Origin of the sequence: Alcanivorax sp. 24 (genome assembly GCF_004360225.1) — a bacterium.
GTDB classification, from domain to species: Bacteria; Pseudomonadota; Gammaproteobacteria; order Pseudomonadales; family Alcanivoracaceae; genus Alloalcanivorax; species Alloalcanivorax xiamenensis.
This window is the reverse complement of the sequence record NZ_SNUA01000011.1, coordinates 101,457-123,588: the sequence shown is the minus strand read 5'-3', so window position 1 is coordinate 123,588 and position 22,132 is coordinate 101,457. Positions and strand designations below refer to the sequence as shown.

At 62.6% G+C, this 22,132-nt stretch carries 17 protein-coding genes; 4 read left to right on the top strand and 13 right to left on the bottom strand.

Features of this window, described 5'->3' with window-relative positions:
• Positions 1-29: 29 nt before the first annotated feature.
• Both E0L37_RS15145 and E0L37_RS15140 read right to left on the bottom strand, forming a co-directional pair.
• Positions 30-947 (bottom strand): DMT family transporter, encoded by a 918-nt coding sequence (locus tag E0L37_RS15145; RefSeq protein WP_133492546.1) that lies wholly within the window; start codon positions 945-947, stop codon positions 30-32.
• Complete coding sequence (locus E0L37_RS15140) at positions 929-1,792, bottom strand: Dyp-type peroxidase (protein WP_133492545.1); 864 nt, start codon at positions 1,790-1,792, stop codon at positions 929-931. Before E0L37_RS15140 ends, E0L37_RS15145 begins: the two co-directional genes overlap by 19 nt.
• A gap of 211 nt (positions 1,793-2,003) precedes the next feature.
• Between E0L37_RS15140 and plsB the strand changes: the two genes are divergently transcribed.
• Entirely contained in the window at positions 2,004-4,514 is a 2,511-nt protein-coding gene (gene plsB / locus E0L37_RS15135) for a glycerol-3-phosphate 1-O-acyltransferase PlsB (RefSeq protein WP_133492544.1), read from the top strand.
• 168 nt (positions 4,515-4,682) lie between these two features.
• Here the strand turns inward: plsB and E0L37_RS15130 are convergent, their stop codons facing one another.
• The 9 genes from E0L37_RS15130 to trxA all read right to left on the bottom strand — a co-directional run bounded on the left by E0L37_RS15130 (position 4,683) and on the right by trxA (position 15,799).
• On the bottom strand, positions 4,683-5,411 hold the full coding sequence (locus E0L37_RS15130) for a class I SAM-dependent methyltransferase (RefSeq protein WP_236564143.1): 729 nt from the start codon (positions 5,409-5,411) through the stop codon (positions 4,683-4,685).
• Positions 5,408-6,223 carry an undecaprenyl-diphosphate phosphatase gene (locus E0L37_RS15125; protein WP_133492543.1) on the bottom strand — a complete coding sequence of 272 codons (816 nt, stop codon included), beginning with the start codon at positions 6,221-6,223 and terminating at the stop codon, positions 5,408-5,410. The genes E0L37_RS15130 and E0L37_RS15125 overlap by 4 nt, the downstream gene beginning before the upstream one ends.
• Before the next feature lie 5 nt (positions 6,224-6,228).
• Positions 6,229-6,666 carry a thioesterase family protein gene (locus tag E0L37_RS15120; protein WP_133492542.1) on the bottom strand — a complete coding sequence of 146 codons (438 nt, stop codon included), beginning with the start codon at positions 6,664-6,666 and terminating at the stop codon, positions 6,229-6,231.
• Positions 6,666-7,343 carry a tRNA (adenosine(37)-N6)-threonylcarbamoyltransferase complex dimerization subunit type 1 TsaB gene (gene tsaB, locus E0L37_RS15115; RefSeq protein WP_133492541.1) on the bottom strand — a complete coding sequence of 226 codons (678 nt, stop codon included), beginning with the start codon at positions 7,341-7,343 and terminating at the stop codon, positions 6,666-6,668. The genes E0L37_RS15120 and tsaB overlap by 1 nt, the downstream gene beginning before the upstream one ends.
• A 49-nt stretch (positions 7,344-7,392) precedes the next feature.
• Positions 7,393-9,312, bottom strand: a complete 1,920-nt coding sequence (locus tag E0L37_RS15110; RefSeq protein ID WP_133492540.1) for an ATP-dependent DNA helicase — start codon at positions 9,310-9,312, stop codon at positions 7,393-7,395.
• A gap of 1,610 nt (positions 9,313-10,922) precedes the next feature.
• Positions 10,923-11,309 (bottom strand): SCP2 sterol-binding domain-containing protein, encoded by a 387-nt coding sequence (locus tag E0L37_RS15105; protein WP_133492539.1) that lies wholly within the window; start codon positions 11,307-11,309, stop codon positions 10,923-10,925.
• A gap of 138 nt (positions 11,310-11,447) precedes the next feature.
• Positions 11,448-12,263 (bottom strand): polyphosphate kinase 2 family protein, encoded by an 816-nt coding sequence (locus E0L37_RS15100; RefSeq protein WP_133492538.1) that lies wholly within the window; start codon positions 12,261-12,263, stop codon positions 11,448-11,450.
• 315 nt (positions 12,264-12,578) lie between these two features.
• Positions 12,579-13,892, bottom strand: coding sequence for an ammonium transporter (locus E0L37_RS15090; RefSeq protein WP_205655631.1), 1,314 nt, complete (start codon positions 13,890-13,892; stop codon positions 12,579-12,581).
• 1,037 nt (positions 13,893-14,929) lie between these two features.
• Positions 14,930-15,799: a thioredoxin gene (trxA, locus tag E0L37_RS15085; RefSeq protein ID WP_133492537.1), complete on the bottom strand. Its 870-nt coding sequence runs from the start codon at positions 15,797-15,799 to the stop codon at positions 14,930-14,932.
• Positions 15,800-16,221: 422 nt separating this feature from the next.
• Here trxA and E0L37_RS15075 point away from each other — a divergent pair, with 422 nt between their 5' ends.
• Positions 16,222-18,681: an acyl-CoA dehydrogenase gene (locus E0L37_RS15075; protein WP_205655630.1), complete on the top strand. Its 2,460-nt coding sequence runs from the start codon at positions 16,222-16,224 to the stop codon at positions 18,679-18,681.
• Between the two features lie 96 nt (positions 18,682-18,777).
• Here E0L37_RS15075 and E0L37_RS21930 read toward each other — a convergent pair whose 3' ends face one another.
• Together E0L37_RS21930 and E0L37_RS15065 are read right to left on the bottom strand one after the other, a co-directional pair.
• Positions 18,778-18,930, bottom strand: a complete 153-nt coding sequence (locus E0L37_RS21930) for a hypothetical protein (protein WP_205655629.1) — start codon at positions 18,928-18,930, stop codon at positions 18,778-18,780.
• A 476-nt stretch (positions 18,931-19,406) separates the two neighbouring features.
• On the bottom strand, positions 19,407-19,877 hold the full coding sequence (locus E0L37_RS15065) for a Dps family protein (RefSeq protein ID WP_133492535.1): 471 nt from the start codon (positions 19,875-19,877) through the stop codon (positions 19,407-19,409).
• A 640-nt stretch (positions 19,878-20,517) separates the two neighbouring features.
• Between E0L37_RS15065 and minC the strand changes: the two genes are divergently transcribed.
• Positions 20,518-21,246: a septum site-determining protein MinC gene (gene minC, locus E0L37_RS15060; RefSeq protein ID WP_133492534.1), complete on the top strand. Its 729-nt coding sequence runs from the start codon at positions 20,518-20,520 to the stop codon at positions 21,244-21,246.
• 70 nt (positions 21,247-21,316) lie between these two features.
• Complete coding sequence (gene minD, locus E0L37_RS15055) at positions 21,317-22,129, top strand: septum site-determining protein MinD (protein ID WP_014994241.1); 813 nt, start codon at positions 21,317-21,319, stop codon at positions 22,127-22,129.
• Positions 22,130-22,132 lie beyond the last annotated feature (3 nt).

Here is a 22,132-nt window from a genome sequence, read left to right as displayed (position 1 = left end):
TGTCCACTATCAACTGTCAACAGCTCTTATCATTCCCAGATAACAATCAATAGTCCGCTGACCACGATCAGGCCAATACCGGCCCAGGTCCAGGCGTCGGGGAAGTCGCCGAAGATCAGCCAGCCCAGGGTAACGGCGGAGACCATTTCCATATAACTGACCGGGGACAACACCGGGGCACTGGCGTACTCGAAGGCACGGATGATGAGGAAGTGCGCCAATGCGCCCACCGACCCCATCAACAGCATCAGCCCCCAGCTGGCGGGCTCCGGCCAGCGCCAGACCAGCGGCACGACCAGACTGAGCACCGCCAGACCGAATACCGAGGTGTAAAACAGAGTCACCGAGGGGCGGCCGCTGCCGGACAGGCGCCGGGTGGTGAGTTGGTAAAGTCCATAGGACACGCCCGCCCCCAAGCCCAGCAAGGAAGCCCAGTGGAACTCCCCCCAGCCGGGACGGATCACCACCAGAGTGCCAAGAAAACCCACCGCCACCGCGATCCAGCGACGCGGGCCGGCGCTTTCCCCCAGAATCAGGGGTGCCAGAGCGGTACTGACCAGCGGCCCGAGAAACGCCAGAGCCAGGGCATTGGCGAGCGGCAAAAAGGCAATGGCACCGAAATAACAAAGAGTGGTACTGAGCAGGAAAGCACTGCGGATAACCTGCAGACCGGCATGGTGGGGAATCAACGCGGACAACGGCAGACGCCATAATAACAACGCGCCCAGCAGCAGAAAATGGAACAGATAGCGAGCCCAGGTGACCTGAACCACGTGGTACTCATCGCTGAGGTGTTTGGCCAGACTGTCCATCACCGGCAAGATGCCGACGCCGGCGGCCATCAGCAGGACGCCGGTAAGGGGGCGCGGAGCCGGCGCCGGTGCGGGCGGCGGCGCGACGCCGTCCTGCCCGCCCGCTTGGCGGCCGTTCAGAGTGCGCTCAGCCATTCCTGACTGGGCGCGTACCACCAGGAACCCGTGACCGGCCTGCTGTAATCCAGCAGGCGATCGCGGACGCCATCGATCATGCCGTACATCCGCCGCAGCAGGAACTCAAAACGTTCCCGTTCACAGGTGAATGCAATGAAGTAGGAACCGTGTTCGGTGGTGGTGCCATAAGGCACCGACCGGCGCCAGATTTTCTGTGGCACACCCTCATGATCCACGTCGGTGCGGCCCACATGGGAATTGTCCGGCATGCTCTCTTCATCGAACTCCACCGCGTCGACTTTGGTGCGGCCGAACACCTTTTCCTGCTCTTCCACCGGCAAAGCCTGGAAGTTTTCCAGCTTGTGCACCCATTTCTGCGTGATCATCCAACTGCCACCCGCTCCGGGTTGTCCCTCCGGAATCACCGCCGCGGCCAGGGCCTTGTCGCCGGTGGGGTTGCCGATGCCATCGACGAAGCCGGACAGATCGCGCATATCGTGGTAAACAAAACCCTGCACTTCCAGCTGCAACGCCAGGGCCGCGCGCAACCGCCGTGACGCCGCCAGGCCGGTATCGAACAGGTCACTGGGGTTCTCCGCCTGGATCCAGATCAGCAAGTCCCCCTGGGTGGAGGGCGCCTTGCCCTCCAGAGAAAACGGCGGGAAGGTGAAGGCCCGTGACAGCTTCCGCCATAACCCGGGACCGAACGCCATCAACAACGGGGTATTGGCTGGTGCCCGCGCCAGCACCTCGCGCAAAGCCAGGCGAATCTCGTCCATGTCGGCGCCCGCGCCGAGGGCAAACTCAAGAAAAAGATGATGGGTATAGTGACGGTCAAACAGGCCGGCCTGGTGCTCGAACACGGGTTACTCCTTTAATACGGGGGTATCGCGAATCAGGATGATCGCGGATTGCGAACGGAAATACCATACGAGCGGCAAGGTTAATCGATTCGGGCAAGGCCATGACCGCGGACGCGGCCGGGCGCCGCGCCAGTGCGAATCATCATGGTGGGCGCTCCCGGCCCCGGTCCGGTAGAATCGACCTCTACCCGGATACCCAAGAGCTCGCTTTATGAGTCCATGGCTAGGCCTCGACCGACTGTTGTTTTTGCTGATCCGCGCCTTCATGCGGCTGTGCACCCGTGCCACCGCGCTACCGGCGGATCCCGAAGAACTGCAACTGGACCCGAACAAACCGGTGGTCTATGTAATGCGCGACCGTTCCGTGGCGGACGCGGCGGTGGTGCATCAGGCCACCCGAAAGCAGAAACTGAGCCCCGCCAATTCCTCTCTCAGTCTGGGCAAACAGCATCTGCGCCGCAACTATTTCTACCTGTATAAGCGCGGAGTGACCGGCACTCGTCAACGGGATGCCCTGGTGCCGCCACGCCTGCGGAAACTGGTGCGCGCCCTGCACGACAACCCGGACATGGACGTGCAACTGGTGCCGGTGTCGGTGTTCTGGGGACGACAGCCGGAAAAAGAAAACTCCCTGTGGCGGATTCTGTTCTCCGATACCTGGGCACCACCGGGTTTCATCAAGAAGTTTCTTATCATCCTCACCCAGGGCCGGGATCTGTACCTGCAGTTCAGCCCGCCGGTGTCCCTGCGCGTGCTCGCCGACCAATCCGATGACGAGGATCAGGTGGTACGCAAGACCTCCCGTGTTCTGCGGGTGCACTTCCGCCGTCAGCAGGAAGCGGCCATCGGCCCCGACTTGTCTCACCGGCGCACCCTGACCAACGACATCATTCAGTCTCCGGCGGTACGTCAGGCCATCCAGGAGGAGATGGCCAGCAGCGAGGACAAGGAAGAGAAAGTCACCGCCCGCGCCCGTGGCTACGCGCTGGAAATCGCCGCCGATTATTCCCACACGGTAATCCGGGCGCTGGAGCTGTTTCTCAACTGGCTATGGAACCGCCTTTACGACGGCATTCGTCTCTACAATCTGGACAATCTGACCCAGGTGGCGCGAGACCACGAGGTCATCTATGTGCCCTGCCACCGCAGCCACATCGACTATTTATTGCTGTCGTTCGTGGTCTACCGGAACGGCCTGGTGCCCCCGCACATCGCCGCCGGCATCAATCTCAATCTGCCGGTGGTGGGCACCATTCTGCGACGTGGCGGCGCCTTCTTCATGCGCCGCAGCTTCCGCGACAATCCGCTCTACTCAGCGGTGTTCTATGAGTATTTGCACACCATCACCGCGCGCGGATTTTCCATCGAATACTTCATCGAAGGCGGCCGCAGCCGCAGCGGCCGCATGTTGCAGCCACGCACCGGCATGCTGGCGATGACATTGCGCAGTTTTCTCCGTGACGCCCGTAAGCCAATTGCCTTCGTGCCCGTTTATGTGGGTTACGAAAAGGTCATCGAAGGTGGTTCCTATATTGGCGAGCTGCATGGCAAGAAAAAGAAAAAGGAATCCGTTTTCGGTCTGCTGAAATCCGTGAAGGTGCTGCGCAGCCACTTCGGTCAGGTGCATGTGAACTTCGGTGAACCGATCAAGCTGGTGGACTTCCTTGATGACCACCGGGAAGGATGGCGCGCCGAGACCCTGAGCGCCCAGGAGTCACCAGACTGGTTCAAACACGCGGTCAACGCCTTGGGCCAGGAGGTGGCCACGCGCATCAACGCCGCCGCGGTGGCCAATCCGGTCAACCTGATCAGTCTGGCACTATTGGCAACGCCCAAACACACCATGGATCTGCAACAGCTGCGGCAGCAATTGCAGCTGTACATCACGCTGCTGAACGAAGCGCCCTACAGTGACACCGCCTGCCTGGCGGACACCGACGCCGATACCCTGATCGAATACGGGCTCAAGCACGAGTTTCTGCTGCGGGTGTCCCACCCTCTCGGTGATGTGGTCACCACGGATCCGGCCACCGCGCTGCAGATGGCCTACGTGCGCAACAACAGCCTGCATTTGTTCGTATTGCCGGGATTGATTTGTTCGCTGTTCTTCAATGCCCGCAGCCTGAGTCAGGATACCCTGCACCGCATGGTCGCCCTGCTCTACCCGTTCTTCCGTAACGAGTATTTCCTGCACTGGCAGGAAGGCGACGAACTGACCGACGCCGTCAATCGCATCGTCGGCATGCTGGAAGCGCACGGTCTGGTGGAACGCGACGGCGATTGTCTGCATGGCGCGCCGATTCACACCGTGGCGTCGGACATGCTGGCCCATCTCGGCCAGACGGTGATGCCCTCCCTGGAGCGTTATTATCTGACCATTCGCCTGCTGGTGCAATACGGTGGCGGCCGGCTGGAAGCGGAGCAACTGGCGGAACTGGCCAGCCGCACCACGCAAAGGCTGTCGCTGCTGTATGAATTCAACTCACCGGAGTTTTTCGACAAGGTGGTGTTGCGCACCTTCATCCAGCAGCTGCTGGATACCGGGCTGGTGTGGAAGGACGAGGCCGGCATGCTGCAGTTCGGCGACCATCTGCGAGCTCTCGATGACGAGGCCCGCCGTATCCTCAGTACCGACGTCAGCCAGGCGATCCAGCGGGTGACACGGGTCCCGGAGCTGGAACGCGCCCTGGCGGAGGAGCCGGACAGCCAGACGTCCGCTTAAAGAGGTCGCGGTCCGTAAACCAGTGACGTCCCACCGTTGCGGACCTGCTCTTTTGCGGGCAACCCCATTCGCGAGCAAGCTCGCTTCCCACAGAGGCTTCGGAACACCGCTGTGGGAAGCGAGCTTGCTCGCGAATGAGGGGTGACCTCGATCTCTTTTCAGCGCTCATCACGTGTAAACATCGAAGCGAACGGTCTTTCCCTCGAGACTGTGCGAAGCCGCCACCGCCGCCAGCGGCGGCGCCCGGCGCGGGCGCTTGACCACCACCTTGCGGGCATCCAATCCCCGCGCCAGCGCCAGTAGCGCCTGTTCTTCGTCCTGGTCCGGGTACCGGCAAAGCTGCTGTAACCAGCGCAGATCCTGTTTCACCGCCGCGCTTTTCTCCCTGGGCGGGAACATCGGATCAAGAAACACCGCGTGGAACGGCCCGGTCAACGCGGCCACCAGGTCCCGCGCATCCGATAGCGGCAACAGCGTGAGATGGGATGCCAACGGCGTGCCGGCGGCACGAGCCAAACCATCCACCAGCAAGGCGTGCAACACCGGCTCGCGTTCCACCATCAGAACCTGAAAACCGGCCTGAGCCATCAACGCGGAATCGCGCCCGAGACCGGTGGTGAGATCACAAACCCGCGCCGGCGTCCCGATGACTTTCCCCAGCGCCTTGATCAACCGCTCATGACGCACCCGGTCCGCCGCCAGGCGATACCCCTGGCGGCCACCGAGGAAATCCACGCACAAAGGCGCCGCCTTCCGTGCCGGCGCCCACAAGGAGAGACGGTCGTCGACGCGCCCCAACACCAGTTCAACGCCTTGCTCCCGGGCCCGCTCCGCATCCTCAAGACGGGGAACGTCCTTCAGATCCGGGGCGCCGGGGAGACAGGCCAGCGGTATCAAGACAGCACCGTTCCCGAATAAATAACGTAGAACAGCACGCCGCCGAGCAGCAGCCGATAAACCATGAACGGCAGCATGCCAATGCGATCCAGCAAGCGCAGGAAAAACACAATGGTCAGATAAGCGACTACCCCACTGACCGCCACGCCCAGGATCAGATGCAGCCAGTCCACCGGCACCGCACTCTCCGCCAGATCCTTGGCCTTGAGCAGGCCGGCGCCAAGAATCACCGGTATCGACATCAGAAAGGAAAAGCGGGCCGCGTCTTCACGGCGAAAGCCCAACGCCAGCGCCGCGGTGATGGTGACACCGCTGCGCGAGGTGCCAGGGATCAAGGCCAGCGCCTGCGCCACGCCAATCAGCAAGGCGCTGCCCACGCCCATCGTTTCGGTACCACGCCGACGCGCACCCAGCACGTCGGCGAGCCACAGCAGTACCCCGAAGAGCACCGTGGTGACCGCGATCACCGTGGCCGAGCGCAGCTCGTTTTCGATCAGATCCTTGGCCAGAAAACCGGCGGCCACCGCCGGAATCGTCGCCAACCCCACCAGCAGGGTCAGACGCAGCTCGTTGTTCATGGTGCCAGTGCGAACGCCCTTGAGGCTGCCGCCGGTCATCGCCACCAGATCCCGGCGGTAATACACCACCACCGCCAACAGGGTTCCCAGGTGCACCGCCACGTCAAAGGCCAGCCCCTGATCGGGCCAGCCGAACAACGCCGAGGGCAGAATCAAATGAGCGGAGCTGGAGATGGGCAGGAATTCGGTAAGCCCCTGAATCAGGGCCAGGATAACGGCTTGAAAAGCATCCATTCGGCTCAGTCTTCCCGGGCGGTAAGTTGGTAACCGGACAAAAATTCCGGCGGCATGCGGCGAGGTTTACCGGAATCCAACGCCACGCATACCCAGCGAGTGCGGCCACGCAGCAGCGTCAGGCCATCGGATTCACGGATGATTTGGTAACGGCGGGTAATGCTGATACGTTCGTCGTTCTCCACGATCCAGGTACCGATCAGCAATGACTCCCCTTCAAACGCCGGCGCCAGATAATCCACTTCGGTACGGCGCGCCACCATGCCCCGGTTGAGCTGCTGGTATTTATCCCAGCCCAGCCCCAGCGCCTGGGTGTGGTGCCAGGCGATCTGCTCCATGAAACGCAGATACTCGGTGTTGTTGACGTGGCCCATGACATCAATCGCCTGCTTCGGCACCACCACCTGCAGATGGTGCACGTCCGGCAAATCCCACTCGATCATTACTTTCTCCCTATCTGAACCACCCGATCGCGCAAATAAACCGGCTGCGCCTGCTCCGCCGGCACGGTGCGACCTTCCCGTACCGCCGCCACCGCCAGCCGGGCCACGGTGGCCGCGCGAGGCATCGCCTCGGCGTCCATTCCGGCCCAGGTCAGCCTGCCGCTCAGCGCGTCCTGATAAATCGCTCCGGAGCCAGCCAGCAGCCAGTCGCCGCCGTCCAGCACGGGAACCTGTTCCGGTGCGAATACGCCCTCGTCACACAGCGGTTCCGCTTCATCCCCGCCGCAGCGATAAGCGCCGAAATAGACTTCACCCATGCGTGCGTCGAACGTCGCGGCGATCCGCCGAAAGCGGGGCTGGAGATCATGGGCAGCCAGGGCACAGGATGCCAGGGTGGAGACCCCGACCACCGGCAAGTCCAGTGAAAAGGCCAGCCCCTGCACCACCGAGGTGGCGACGCGTACCCCGGTGAAGGAGCCCGGGCCCTGGCCAAACGCCAGCGCGTCCACCGAGGAGAGTTCGATACCCGCTTCCGCCAGGAGTTCCTCCACCATCGGCAATACCCGTTCGGTTTGCCGGCGCGCCCCGGGCTCGAACTTTTCCAATACGGCACCGTCCTGCCATAGCGCCACGGAGCAGGCGTCAGTGGCGGTTTCGATGGCGACAATACGGGTCATTGGCTGGCTACTCCCGAGAAGGCGGCTGAGCCGATGCGGCGGAACACGGTCAGCGATTCCTGATGTAATCGAAAAAACGTTTCACCACCTCCAGCTTGCGGGTGCGGGTCATGCCCGGCAAGCTGTCGATGAACATGCGCCCGTAGCCCTTGCCAAGCAGGCGCGGATCCGCCACCACCAGCAGGCCGGTGTCCCGCGGGTCGCGAATCAGACGGCCAGCCCCTTGACGCAGGGCCAATACCGCCTGCGGCAGCTGGTAATCACGAAAGGCGTTACCGCCATTGCGATTAATGTACTCGATGCGAGCCGCCGCCACCGGATCGCCCGGTGAGGCGAATGGCAGCTTGTCGATTATGACACAGCTGAGCGCGTCGCCCCGCACGTCGATGCCTTCCCAGAAGCTGCTGGTGCCGAGCAGCACCGCGTTGCCCAAACGCCGGAATTCGTCCAGCAATTCCCGCCGACCGGCCTCGCCCTGCACCAGCAACGGGTAACTCAGACGCTGGCGCAGAATACCGGCGGCTTCGCGCAACGCCCGGTGGCTGGTGAACAGAAAGAACGTCCGCCCTTCGGCGGCTTCGATCACCGGCACCATGGCTTCGGCCAGCGCGGCGGTATAGTTCGGCGACGACGGCGGCGGCAGGCCATCCGGGGCGTAGAACACCGCCTGGCGCTTAAAGTCGAACGGGCTCTCCAGACGCAGCGTCTCGGCCTCGTCCAGTCCCAGCCGCTTCTGTAAATGCTCGAAACGACCCGCCACCGACAGGGTGGCGGAGGTCAGCACCCAGGCGCACGGATGCTGCTCCCGCTGAGCCCGCAGTTGCGCCGCCACCGACAACGGCGTGCCGTGCAGCACCACGGTGCGGCGGAACGTCTCGAACCAATAGACCCGATTCGGTGCCTGCGCCTCCAACAAATTCTCCAGAGTACGCAGGTGCTCCCAGGCGCGCCGGGCACAGGCCTCCAACCCCCGGCTGGCCTTGGCATGGGGTTTGAGGAAAGCGTCCAGTTCCGAGGCGGCTTCGCGCAGCACCTGCCCCGCTTCCTGTACTACCTCCAACTCCGCCACCTCGGACCAGGGGGCACGGCGCTCCTGTTCGCCAAGAGCAAGCCGGAAGTCCTGGCAAGCCTTGTCCAGGGCACTGATGCGGCGATTCAGTTCGCCCACGTCCATGGCACTGCTGGACGCCTCCGACAGGCTGTCCCGACCCAATTCCTGCAATTGCCGGGTACTCAGCGAATCACCGAAGAAATTGGCCGCCACCTCCGGCAACTGGTGTGCCTCGTCGAAGATCACCGCGTTGACGCTGGGCAGCAGCTCGCTCACCCCTTCCCCACGCAGAGCCGCGTTGGCGAAGAACAAGTGGTGATTGACCACCACCAGATCCGCTTCCTGTGCTTCCCGCCGGGCATTCATCAGCGGACACTCGGAATGGCGCGGGCACTCCGTGCCCAGACAATTGTCCGCGGTGCTGGTGACCCAGGGCCATACTGGCGCATCCTCCGGAAGCTGCTTCAGCTCGGCAATGTCGCCGGTGCGGGTGCGACCGGCCCAATGGGCCACCACCTGTAATTGCTCGGCGGTTTCCCGGGTCAGGAAACGGGCCTCTTCCTGGTGCAGTTCCAGGCGATAGGGGCACAAGTAGTTGGCGCGTCCCTTCAGCAGCGCCACCTTGCGCGGTACCGGCAGTGCCTTGAGTACCACCGGCAGGTCCTTGAAGAACAGCTGATCCTGGAGACTCTTGGTGCCGGTGGAAACCAACGTCGGACCGTCGCCGAGCAACGCCGGCAACAGATAGGCCAGAGTCTTGCCGGTACCGGTTTCCGCCTCCACCAGCAAAGTGCCATGGGAACGGATCGCCGCGTCCACCGCGTCGGCCATGCGCAACTGGGGCTCACGGGGACGATAATCGTCCAGCAGGCGGCCCATATGGTCGGCATCGTTAAGCAATTCGCTGGCGCGAGTCACGGCGTATCCTTGAACCGGTCGGGAAAGGTCGCCGGGGCATGCCGGCAACATCGGGTCGGGTGGCAGAGGATAGCGGATATCGGAGAGAGAGGCCAAAGGAGGACGCCGGACGCCGATAACGCAAAACCAGACACAACGCCCTGGCAAGCACTAAAACGCTTTTTATGGTTCATCGCGGTTTGGCGGGCCACCGCGCTTCAATCATGGGCACGGGTCTGTAACGGAAGGGGCTACCAAGCCGCTATATTCGCTGGCAAGCCGGTCTCCCACGGATCTACCACGAAGCCGCTGTGGGAAGCTTGCTGGCAAGCGAATATCCCAACACCAGAGGGCCGGAACTCGCTAGCAAGCTGGCCTCCCACGGATCCGCCACGAAGCCGCTGTGGGAAGCTTGCTGGCAAGCGAATATCCCAACACCAGAGGGCCGGAATTCGCCAGCAAGCTGGCCTCCCACGGATCCGCCACGAAGCCGCTGTGGGAAGCTTGCTGGCAAGCGAATATCCCAACACCAGAGGGCCGGAATTCGCTAGCAAGCGGGTCTCCCACAGGTCCGCCACGAAGCCGCTGTGGGAAGCTTGCTGGCAAGCGAATATCCCAACACCAGAGGACCGGAATTCGCCAGCAAGCTGGCCTCCCACAGGTCCGCCACGAAGCCGCTGTGGGAAGCTTGCTGGCAAGCGAATATCCCAACACCAGAGGGCCGGAACTCGCTAGCAAGCTGGCCTCCCACGGATCTACCACGAAGCCGCTGTGGGAAGCTTGCTGGCAAGCGAATATCCCAACACCAGAGGACCGGAATTCGCCAGCAAGCTGGCCTCCCACGGATCTACCACGAAGCCGCTGTGGGAAGCTTGCTGGCAAGCGAATATCCCAACACCAGAGGACCGGAATTCGCCAGCAAGCTGGCCTCCCACAGGTCCGCCACGAAGCCGCTGTGGGAAGCTTGCTGGCAAGCGAATATCCCAACACCAGAGGGCCGGAACTCGCTAGCAAGCTGGCCTCCCACGGATCTACCACGAAGCCGCTGTGGGAAGCTTGCTGGCAAGCGAATATCCCAACACCAGAGGACCGGAATTCGCCAGCAAGCTGGCCTCCCACGGATCTACCACGAAGCCGCTGTGGGAAGCTTGCTGGCAAGCGAATATCCCAACACCAGAGGACCGGAATTCGCCAGCAAGCTGGCCTCCCACAGGTCCGCCACGAAGCCGCTGTGGGAAGCTTGCTGGCAAGCGAATATCCCAACACCAAAGGGTCGGAATTCGCCAGCAAGCTGGTCTCCCACAGGTCCGCCACGAAACCGCTGTGGGAAGCGGCCCGGGCGGCGCTCCGCTTGGCCGCGAATGCCCTGAGCCGTTGGCGATTCGCTTGCCAGCAAGCTTCCCACAGCGGCGCTGTAGCCACCTCCGAAGGGAGGTCTTCGAGGTAACCGGGCAATACGGGAGCCCCAGCCGGAGCGACGTTAAAATTGCTCCCAGCAATTTTTTTATTCCCGCAATGCCCGCAGCCCCGGGTTTTGACTTTAGCGTCCGGCGTCCGGCGTCCGGCGTCCGGCGTCAACAAAAAAACGCCCGGGCCACGAAGGCACCGGGCGTTTTGCTGAGAAGGCGGTGTCAGGCGGTGATGTCCTGAATCTGCTTCATCAGTTGCTTCTGATCGTCGGTGGGCTGGGCGGACTGCAGCGCCATCAGCTTGCTCATATCACCTTCGATACGGATCTGACCGCTCATGAAGCCCTGCATGCCGGCGGACTGGTCGCCTTCGATGAAGATGCGCTTGGCCAGATCGGCCGGCAGAATCAGGGTAGTAGGCGCTTCGTCCCGATGCCCTTCCTCGAGCATGCCGCCCACCAGTGACAAGGCTTTTTCGCCGCCGTCGCCGCTGACCGTGATGTTGATGACCAGATCGGCCAAGGCCGCCGGCGCGGACACGTCACCGGCCGCATCCCGGATTTCCTTCACTTTCGCGAACCATTCGTCTGACAGGAATTCAACGCTCATTATGTGCTCCTCGCTCTGGGGATAGGGCTTCGAGACGCGCCTTTCCTTTTCAAACGGGCGTTCGAAACTTTCCCGTACCTTATAGAAAGGCTCGGGGGGTGGCAATAGCCGTACGCGGGTCCATGAAGGCCAAAAAGGTCAATCCTCCGGCCCGGCCAGCAACGCCCGATACCGGTCGATGCATTCAATGTTCTCGCGCGGGTAATCCGGTGCCAGATACGCCAGGGTCTCCGACAATAAATACGCCACCCGGGCACGGGCGTCGTCCTTGTCATCATTGGGAATCAGATGCCACGGAGCATGCCCCGTATGAGTGGCGATCAGCGTTTCGTTGACCCGCTCCAGATACAGGTCGCGGGACAACCAGTTGTCAATGTCCGCCGGCTCGAATTTCCAACGCTTGCGTGGTTTATTGAGGCGCTTGAGCAGACGCTTGCGCTGCTCTTCCGCCGAGGTGTTCAGCCACACCTTGATGATGCGGGTGCCTTCGCGGTACAGATGATGCTCAAAATCGTTGATGGCCTGATAACGCCCCGGCCAGTCCGGTTCTTCCGGGACCTCCACCACCGGCCAGAGCCGCTCGGCCAGAACCGCTTCATAGTGGCTGCGATTGAACGCCACCACCTGCCCCCGCGCTGGCAAACGCGGCCATACCCGCCAGAGAAAGTCATGGTTGAGTTCATTCCCCAGCGGCCGGCCGAAGGAATAGGCACGAAACGCCGCCGGGTCCATGGCCCGCGCCAAAGTACGGATCAGGCTGTCCTTGCCGGCCGCGTCCAGCCCCTGCACCACCAGTAACACCCCATAGCGCTGGCAGGCATACAGCCGCCGCTGGTGCTCGTGCAATCGTTCCCTGCTCTCCTCCAGTGGTGGAGGCGGTTCACTGGCGAGAGTGGAAAGCTTGCGCACGTCCAGGGTGCCGGCGGCGGGCCAGCCGTAGGGATCGATTTCCATGCCGGGGTCTCCCGTTGCGATACTTCGAGCATAACGGTCCCGGCATGGCATTGTCGTTACGCCGGACGCCGGACGCCGGACGCCGGACGCCGGACGCCGGACGCCGGACGCCGGACGCCGGACGCCGGACGCCGGACGCCGGACGCCGGACGCCGGACGCCGGACGCCGGACGCCGATAATGCAAAACCAGACCCAACACCCTGGCAAGGATTAAAAACGCCTATTTATATCCGCAACGTTCCAAGATCCGATGTTCTAAAGCGTCAGGCGTCCAGCGTCTGGCGTCCGGCCCTTTGCCTCAAACGTCCAGCGCCTTACAGGTCATAGCCACGTTCCTCGTGCAGCGCCAGATCCAGCCCCTGGGTCTCTTCATCCGGCGTCACCCGTAGCGGCGAGAACAGTCCCACCAGCTTTAGAACACCCCAGGTCACCACGGCGGTGTAGACAAAGGTCACCACCACGCCCAGAGCCTGTACGCCCACCTGCTGCAGCATGCCGTAGTCCGGCTTGGCGAAGCCGAAACCGGAGAACACACCCAGTTCGGTGGATGCGAAGACCCCGGCCAGGAGCGTGCCGAGGATGCCGCCGACGCCGTGCACCGGGAAGACGTCCAGGGAATCATCGATGCGCCATTTCTGTTTCACCACCAGCACCATGTAGAAACACAGCACACCGGCGCACAGACCGATCACCAGCGCCGCGCCCGGGCCGACGAAGCCGGAAGCCGGCGTAATGGTACCGAGGCCGGCCACCATGCCGGTGGCGATCCCCAACGCCGAAGGTTTGCCAAACTTGAGATATTCCATGGTCACCCAGGCCAGTGAACCGGCGGCGGCGGAAATATGGGTCACCAGCATGGCCATGGCGGCGTTGCCATCGGCGGCCAGGGCGGAACCGCCGTTGAAACCGAACCAGCCCACCCACAGCATGCCGGCGCCGGTCACCGTCATGGTCATGTTATGCGGCATCATCGCCTGCCCGGGCCAGCCTTTACGGCGTCCCAGTTCCAGCGCCGCCACCAGCGCCGCCACCCCGGCGGTGATATGCACCACGGTGCCGCCAGCGAAGTCGTACAATCCCAATTCGGCCAGCCAGCCGCCGCCCCACACCCAGTGGCACACCGGCACATATACCAACAGCACCCAGAGGCCGCTGAACGTCAGCATGGCGCCAAAGCGCATGCGCTCGGCGAAAGCACCGACGATCAGCGCCGGGGTGATGATGGCGAAGGTCATCTGAAACAGCGCGTGCAGACTCAGCGGCAGCGATCCGGACAGGCTCTCACGGGTCATGCCAGCGAAGAAAGCCAGATCCAGACCACCGATCCAGGCGTTGGCGGCACCGCCATCGGTGAACGCCAGGGAATAGCCGGCCACCAGCCAGATCAGCGACACCAGACAGGCGATGGCGAAACACTGCATCAGCACCGACAGCACGTTCCGGCCCCGCACCAGACCGCCATAGAACAGGCTCAGCCCCGGCAGGGTCATGAACAACACCAGTGCGGTGGCGGTCAGAATCCAGGCGGTGTCGGCCTGGTTCAGGGTGTCGGCGGAAGCCACGCCTGGCAGCAGCAAAACCGCCATCCATCCCAGCCACCGCCGCGAAGAAATCAGAGATATGCCCATAGATCGAATTCCTGGTCCTCGAAGGCCGCCCGGGCGGCCGGTTGCACCAGCGGGAAGCAGCCCGCCCCAATTGCACCGGACAAGGGCATACAAGAATCGAGCCAGGCAGACACCGCCCGAAATTCGGGCATTACAGGGCATGAGCACCATTGTTTCGCACAATATCGGTGCCCCGGAAAAGCGGCTAGCACCGATATTGTGCACTTTCGGTGTTATCAATCAGTGCGGAATGGGGGCGGGATGGATGTCTTCCCCCTTGCCTGCCCGGCACCAGTGCAACGGGCGGGCATTCGCGGCCAAGGCCGCTTCCCACGGATGGCACTACGGCGCCGCTGTGGGAAGCTTGCTGGCAAGCGAACGGTTTTGCCCGGGAGGATTGACCATTCACGGCCAAGGCCGCCTCCCACGGATGGCACTACGGCGCCGCTGTGGGAAGCTTGCTGGCAAGCGAACGGTTTTGCCCGGGAGGATTGACCATTCACGGCCAAGGCCGCTTCCCACGGATGGCACTATGGCGCCACTGTGGGAAGCTTGCTGGCAAGCGAACGGTTTTGCCCGGCCGGGTTGACCATTCGCGGCCAAGGCCGCTTCCCACGGATGGCACTACGGCGCCGCTGTGGGAAGCTTGCTGGCAAGCGAACGGTTTGCCCGGCCGGGTTGACCATTCACGGCCAAGGCCACTTCCCACGGACGGCACTACGACGCCACTGTGGGAAGCTTGCTGGCAAGCGAACGGTTTTGCCCGGGAGGATTGACCATTCACGGCCAAGGCCGCTTCCCACGGATGGCACTACGACGCCGCTGTGGGAAGCTTGCCGGCAAGCGAACGGTTTTGCCCGGCCGGGTTGACCATTCACGGCCAAGGCCACTTCCCACGGATGGCACTACGACGCCGCTGTGGGAAGCTTGCTGGCAAGCGAACGGTTTTGCCCGGCCGGGTTGACCATTCACGGCCAAGGCCGCTTCCCACAGCGGCTTCACGGTGGGGCAGCCGTGGTCACGGACCTCGATTCGGGCGCTGCCTGCGAGCCCTCCCCTCAATACAGATAGGTGAACATCTTGCGACGGTATTCGCTGGCCAGCGGATCGCCCTTGGGCAGGCAGTCGAACACCTGCAGCAAAGCTGCCCGGGCGACTCCCTCCTCATAGTCACGATGATCCCGCAACAAGGTCAGCAAGGCTTCCAGCCCTTCACGGAACTGGCCGGCGGCGGCAGCGCGCAGCCCATAGGCATGCAGATCCTCCGGCTTGCCGTCGGCCTGGATGCGTTCGGCCAGCGTCTTCAGGCTCTCGTTGCCGGCCGGCAGCTTGTCCAGCAGGGCGAACCGGGCACGGAACGGGCGCAGTTCCTCCACGTCCTCGGCGATTTCCGCCAACACCGACTGCGCCTCGTCCTGACGGCCTTCGCCGAGCAGGAATTCCACCAGCAGGGCACGGAAGGCGTGTTTGTCCGGCTGTTGCTGCAGTGTCTGCCGCAGGGCCTGCTCCGCCTGATCGCCGTGGCCGGCATCGATGGCCATGCGTATCTGCTCAAGAAACCCTTCTTCCTGCTCTTTCTCGGCGGCTTCCGGATCCAGTACCGGCGCCAGCCATTGGCGCAGCGCCCCTTCGCTCTGGGCCCCCTCCAACTCGGCCACCAGTTGCCCCTGATACACCAGTTTCAGGGATGGCAGGCTGCGTACGCCGAACTGCGCGGCGATATTCTGCTGCTCATCGGCGTTGACCTTGGCCAGAATCAGCTTGCCCTGATACTCAGCGGCCAGTTTTTCCAGAATCGGTGCCATCTGCAGGCAGGGCTGGCACCAGGGCGCCCAGAAATCCACCAATACCGGCGTCTGCCGACTGGCTTCCAGCACCTGCTGAATATTTTGTTCGTTAACGTCGATGATCGAGGCGTTGTCTTGCACCGCAATGCTCCTGTCGGGGGTGTCGGGACCGGGGAGAGCGGCAATTGTACGTAATTCCGCGCGCCAACGACATCCGGGGACGCCGGACGCCGGACGCCGGACGCCGGACGCCGGACGCCGGACGCCGGACGCCGGACGCCGGACGCCGGACGCCGGACGCCGGTAATGCAAAACCAGACCCAACCCCCTGGCAAGCACCAAAGCGCTTTTTTATTTCCGCAACGCCCGCAGCTCCGGGTTTTGACTTTAGCGTCCGGCGTCTAGCGTCCGGTGCCATCTCGTCAAATACGGTTAAAAGCCCCCGCGAACACAGGTATAAAGGTAGACTCAAGTCGTCCCCGAGTGTCGTCGCGGGGGAGCGCACACGGACGGGACAACACCGGATGCCACCGGTGCCATTCACGTTGGCAAAGGAGATGACCATGTTGAGTCTGCTGGCCTTGCTGATTCTGGCCGCCACTCTGATCACCGTTTTCTATTTACAACTGTCGCTGACCGTCGGCTCCATCACTTTCGTGGTGGCGTATCTGCTGTCTGGCGTGCTGTTCGCCGGCTGGTTGTTGAATCCTCTGCTGCTGATTCTGGTGGCGGCGGCCCTGGTGGTGCTCAACCACCCGGGACTGCGCCGCAAGCTGATCGTACAGCCGGTATTCAACAGCCTGGGCAAGGTGATGCCGCCGATCGGCGACACCGAGCGCGAAGCCATCGAAGCCGGCGCCACCTGGTTCGAGGCCGAGCTGTTCAGCGGCAAGCCGGATTGGGATGATTTTTCCAAGACCCGCTTCACCACCCTCAGCGAGGAGGAGCAGTCCTTCATCGACAACGAGGTGGAACAGCTCTGCGGCATGCTCAATGAATGGCGAATTTATCATGAGCTGCGCGACCTGCCCGAGGAAGTCTGGCAATTCCTCAAGGACAAAGGCTTCTTCAGCCTGATCATCCCCAAGGAGTATGGCGGCAAGGATTTCAGCCCCTACGCCCAGAGCAGGGTGATGAGCAAGATCGCCACCCGTTCACTGACCGCCGCCGTCACCGCCATGGTGCCCAACTCCCTCGGCCCGGGCGAACTGCTGGCCAAATACGGCACCGACGAACAGAAACAACGCTGGCTGCCGGATCTGGCCGCCGGCAAGGAAATCCCCTGCTTCGGCCTGACCGGCCCGGAAGTGGGCTCCGACGCCAGCAACCTGCCGGATCGCGGTGTGGTTTGCACCCAGGAAGTGGATGGCGAGGAAGTGCTGGGCATGCGCCTGAGTTTCGCCAAGCGCTGGATCACCCTGGCACCCATCGCCACCGTGGTGGGGCTCGCCTTCAAACTGTATGACCCGGATCATCTGCTTGGCGACGAGGAAGAGCTGGGCATCACCTGCGCCCTGCTCCCCGCCAACACCCCCGGCGTGGAAATCGGCCGGCGCCACAACCCCGGCGGCTCTCCGTTCATGAACGGGCCGATCAACGGCACCGACGTATTCGTGCCCCTGGACGCCATTATCGGCGGCCCGGACATGGCCGGCAAAGGCTGGCGCATGCTGATCGAATGTCTGGGCGCCGGGCGCGGCGTCTCCCTGCCGGCTCTGGCCACCGCCAGCGCTGAGATGGGCTACCAGACCGCCGGCGCCTTCGGCCGCATCCGCCGCCAGTTCAACACCGCCGTGGGGCAGTTCGAGGGGGTACAGGAAGCCTCCGCCGAAGTGGCCGGCCTCGCCTACACCCTGGAGGCCTACCGCCATCTGGTCACCCGGGGCCTGGAGGAAGGCACCATCTCGGTGGTCACCGCCATGGCCAAGTACCATTCCACCGAAATGATGCGCCGCCTGATTAACCGAGGCATGGACATCGCCAGCGGCCGCGCGGTGCAGGCCGGGCCGCGCAACTTCATGGCGCTGCCTTATCAGGCCATCCCCATCGCCATCACCGTGGAAGGCGCCAACATCCTCACCCGCTCGCTGATGATCTTCGGCCAGGGCGCGTTGCGTTGCCATCCGTTCCTCTACGACGAGCTCAACGCCCTGCAGGACGAAGACAAAGAGCGCGGCCTGGAGACCTTCGAGACGCTGTTCCTCAAGCACGCCGGCCACACCATCGGCAATATGTGCCGGGGCCTGGTCCATGCGCTGACCGGCAGCCGTCTGGCGGATATCCCCGCCAACGCGGACAGCTTCAGCACGCCCTGGTACCGTCTGATCAGCCGTTACAGCGCGGTGCTGGCGAGCACCTCCGATGCCGCGTTCGCGCTGCTCGGCGGTGACCTCAAGCGGCGTGAGTTGCTCAGTGCCCGGCTTGGCGACGCCCACAGCCAGTTGCTGATCGCCTGTGCCGTGCTCAAGTACCACGGCACCCTGCCCCGGGACGAAGCCAACGACGCCCATGCCACCTACGCCCTGCACCACGCCCTGAGCCAGGCCCACGAGGCCCTGGAAGCGTTCTACCGCAATCTGGGCGTGTTCGGCGTCGGCTGCCTGCTGAAAGGCTGGTTCTTCCCGCTCGGCCGCCCGGCCGGCGCCCAGCGTCCCGGTGACGATCTGATCCGCACCGTGGGCGATCAGATCATGGAGCCCACCAGCGTGCGGGAATCCCTGGCCAGCTTCACCTACCGCTGCGAGGACCCGGAGGACGCCATCGGCCGGGTGGAAAACACCTATCGCAAACTGCTGGAAGTGGAACCCGCCTACCTGGCCTTCCTCAAGGCCGACGGCAAGGGCGAACTGGATGGGGAAACCCTGGAGGAACGGCTGCATGTGGCCGTGGCCAAGGGTGTGATCGCCGGCGACAAAGTGAACGAGTTGCTCGAATACGACGCCTTGCGCTACGACTGCCTGCTCACCGACGCTTTCGACTTCGAACTCAAAGAGGTGAAAATGCACACCGAACGGCCGGTGTGAGTCGCGGCCCGGACGCCGGGAGACCGGCGTCCGGCAGCATTTCGCCAATCAGACACAAAAACAATAAATCCTGTATGGCCAGACCGCCGGTAACGACTACCTGGAAGCGCCATTCACCTTCGTGACCTCCAGACTGAATGGATCGATGCCCTGTAAACACCCTGTGTTTATACCGTACTTACCGGGTAAAGTGCGGGGCTTATGGTGCGTATGGATCCCACAGGTCCTGCAGAAATAATGCTCGGCCACTTTATGAACTGATAGCACCCCAGACTGTGCTCTCCCCTTAACAGCTTAAAATCGGCTTGTTCCGCGTAGACCATTCCCGCCCCTTTCCTTGAGCAGATGGAGCAGTCACACATATAGGCCATGTCCAGGCTGCACCTGACCTCGAATACCACTGACTGGCAATGACAGCTTCCTTGATACGTATTCATGATTCGAAGACAACCCAGGCAGTGACCTTTAAGGCAGGTGCTGTTGAATCCCTGTCTTGAGCCTATCGTCCTCGGGCAATCATAGCCCGGCCAGATTCGGAGCGAGAGCCCGTGGAGCTCGTGGAGAGTCGGCGGTCAGCGTGCCAGGACCGTGCTTCTCCCGCGTCCTGGCACGCTGACCGCCGACTCTCCCCCGTGCGTGAGAAGGGGCGGGTCTTGCCCCGTGCCTGCCCGTCTGCTTCGACGCTTATCAGGCAGAGAGCAAGATACTCTGACTCACTTTCGGACTCACTTTCGGGTGGCACGCAGCATCCACGCGGTTTTTTCGTGGATCCGCATACGATCCGAGACCAGCGCCGCGGTTGATTCGTCATCCGCTGATTGCGCCAACGTCAACACCTCTCTCGAGGTCCTCACCACCTGCTCATGGCCTTTCGTCAGCAAATCCACCATTTCTTCCGAACCGGGCACGCCCTCCACTTCCTTAATGGAGCTCAAGCGCGAAAACTCCTTATAGGTGCCCGGAGCCGCCACCCCCAAAGTGCGGATACGCTCCGCTATGTCATCCACGGCCACCGCCAATTCAGTGTAATGCTCTTCAAACATGAGATGCAGTTCTCTGAACTGGGGGCCGGTTACATTCCAGTGAAAGTTGTGCGTTTGTAAATACAGGGTATAAGAATCCGCCAGAAGACGTTTCAGCCCTTCGGCGATTTTCTCTCTGTCTTCAGGCCCTATTCCTATATTGATTTCAGTCATTCCAATCTCCTCTTGAAAACCAACACCCGCTCAGCCGTCATCACCAAATATGGCAAATCAGGGGATAATCCGTCCACCAGTCATTCGCTGCCGCGGTACTCAATCAGCCACGGACCAGGGTACAAGGCCGCCCTTCGGGCCGTCGCTGGCGCGACGTCAAAAATCGCTCCCGGCGATTAGTGTCCCACCATCCGCTGGCACGCTGACACGCAACACGCCGGCACGCCAAACCCAAGGCCCGCTGGCCGGCCTTGGGGACACGAAGTCAAAGCAACCCCGTCATGCCGGACTTGATCCGGCATCTCCCGCTACGACGTTGTGCGCCCTGTAGGGAGAGGTCCCGGGATGCCCGAGTGTTTTCAAAGCGTGTTAGCGTGCCGGCGTGTTGCGTGTTAGCGGCCCGTTCCACAACTGTGGGGCAGCAATCGCTCCCGGCGATTTTTTGATCGACGGGTCCCAACATTGGCAAATTTAACAATGACCGTGGGTCGCGCGTCTTTCGCCGCTTGTCGGTTTCGTCTACGCTTTGCCGGATATGTCGAGTGCCCTCCAAAGGCCCGCTCATCGGCGAGCTCCCCCGGGGCCGGGACCGCTCCGGCGGCCGCCTTCGACCCAATAAGCAGGTAAAAAGACCCAGTCAATGACAGTTTCCATCGAGGAAAAGGCAAGTTTCGAATTCAAGGGCCGCATGCTGATGGCGACGGTCCTCTATCTCAAGGATCTGGACTCCCGCAGTCTGCATCAGCAAATCTCCCAACGCCTGGAAGACGCCGCCCAGTGGCTGCTGGACGCGCCGGTGGTGGTGGACGTGGCCCATCCGGAAGACGCCTCCCAGGTGGAGCTGCTGACCGCCGTGGACACCTTGCGCGGGCTGGGCGTCAATCTGGTCGCCCTGGCCCGCCACCCGGAGCTGGACGACCAGGTGGCCGCCATGCTTGGCCTGGGCAGCATCAACCTGGCCAATGGCCGCGATGTGGCCCGCGGTGAGCCGCCGGCACGCTCCGGCAACAGCAAGGCCGCCCCGGCCACCGCCGAGGACACCCTGGTAGTGGAGCAGCCGGTGCGTTCCGGGCAGCAGGTCTACGCCCGCGGCGATCTGATCGTGCTCGCGCCAGTAAGCACCGGCGCCGAATTGCTGGCCGAAGGCAATATCCATATTTACAACACGCTGCGCGGACGGGCTCTGGCCGGCGTGCGAGGCAATGAGGCGGCGCGGATCTTCTGTCAGGATCTGGACGCGGAACTGGTGTCCATCGCCGGCCATTACCGGGTCGCCGAGGATCTGCCGAACGCCTATCGACGCAAACCCGTGCAAATGAGCCTGGACGGCGATGCCATGAGCTTCGCCGATCTGATGGGCAAAAGTTGAGAACCCGTCGTTGCCGGTGTCCGGCAGCGGCTCGCACCTACGTCTGCAAGGACTTCGAGGAGAAGAGATCGTGACAAAAATCGTGGTCGTGACATCCGGCAAGGGAGGAGTGGGCAAGACCACCACCAGCGCCGCCCTGGCAACCGGTCTCGCCATGCGTGGCCATAAAACCACGGTAATCGATTTTGATGTGGGGCTGCGGAATCTGGACCTGATCATGGGTTGCGAGCGCCGCGTGGTTTACGACCTGGTCAACGTGATCAACGGTGACGCCAACCTCAAGCAGGGTCTGATCAAGGACAAACGGGTGGAGAATCTGTTCATCCTGCCCGCCTCCCAGACTCGCGACAAGGACGCTCTGAGCCAGGAAGGCGTGGAGAAAGTGCTCAACGGCCTGCGTGACATGGAAATGGAATACGTGATCTGCGACAGCCCGGCGGGGATCGAGAAAGGTGCGCTGATGGCCGCCTATTTCGCCGACGAAGCGATCGTGGTGACCAACCCGGAAGTGTCCAGTGTGCGCGACTCCGACCGCATTCTGGGGATTCTCTCCAGCAAGACCCGCAAGGCCGAACTGGGCGAAGGCGACATTCCCGCCCGGTTGCTGCTGACCCGCTACTCTCCGGAACGCGTGGAGCGAGGAGAAATGCTGTCCGTGGAGGACGTGCAGGAAATTCTCGCCGTGGACCTGCTCGGTGTGATTCCCGAATCCCAGGCCGTGCTCAACGCCAGTAACTCCGGCGCGCCGGTAATCCTGGATCTGGAATCCGATGCTGGTCTGGCTTACGCCGATGCCGTGGCGCGGTTCATTGGCGAGGAACGTCCCCACCGCTTCCTCACCGCCGCCAAAAAAGGGTTGTTTGGACGACTGTTCGGAGGCTAAATC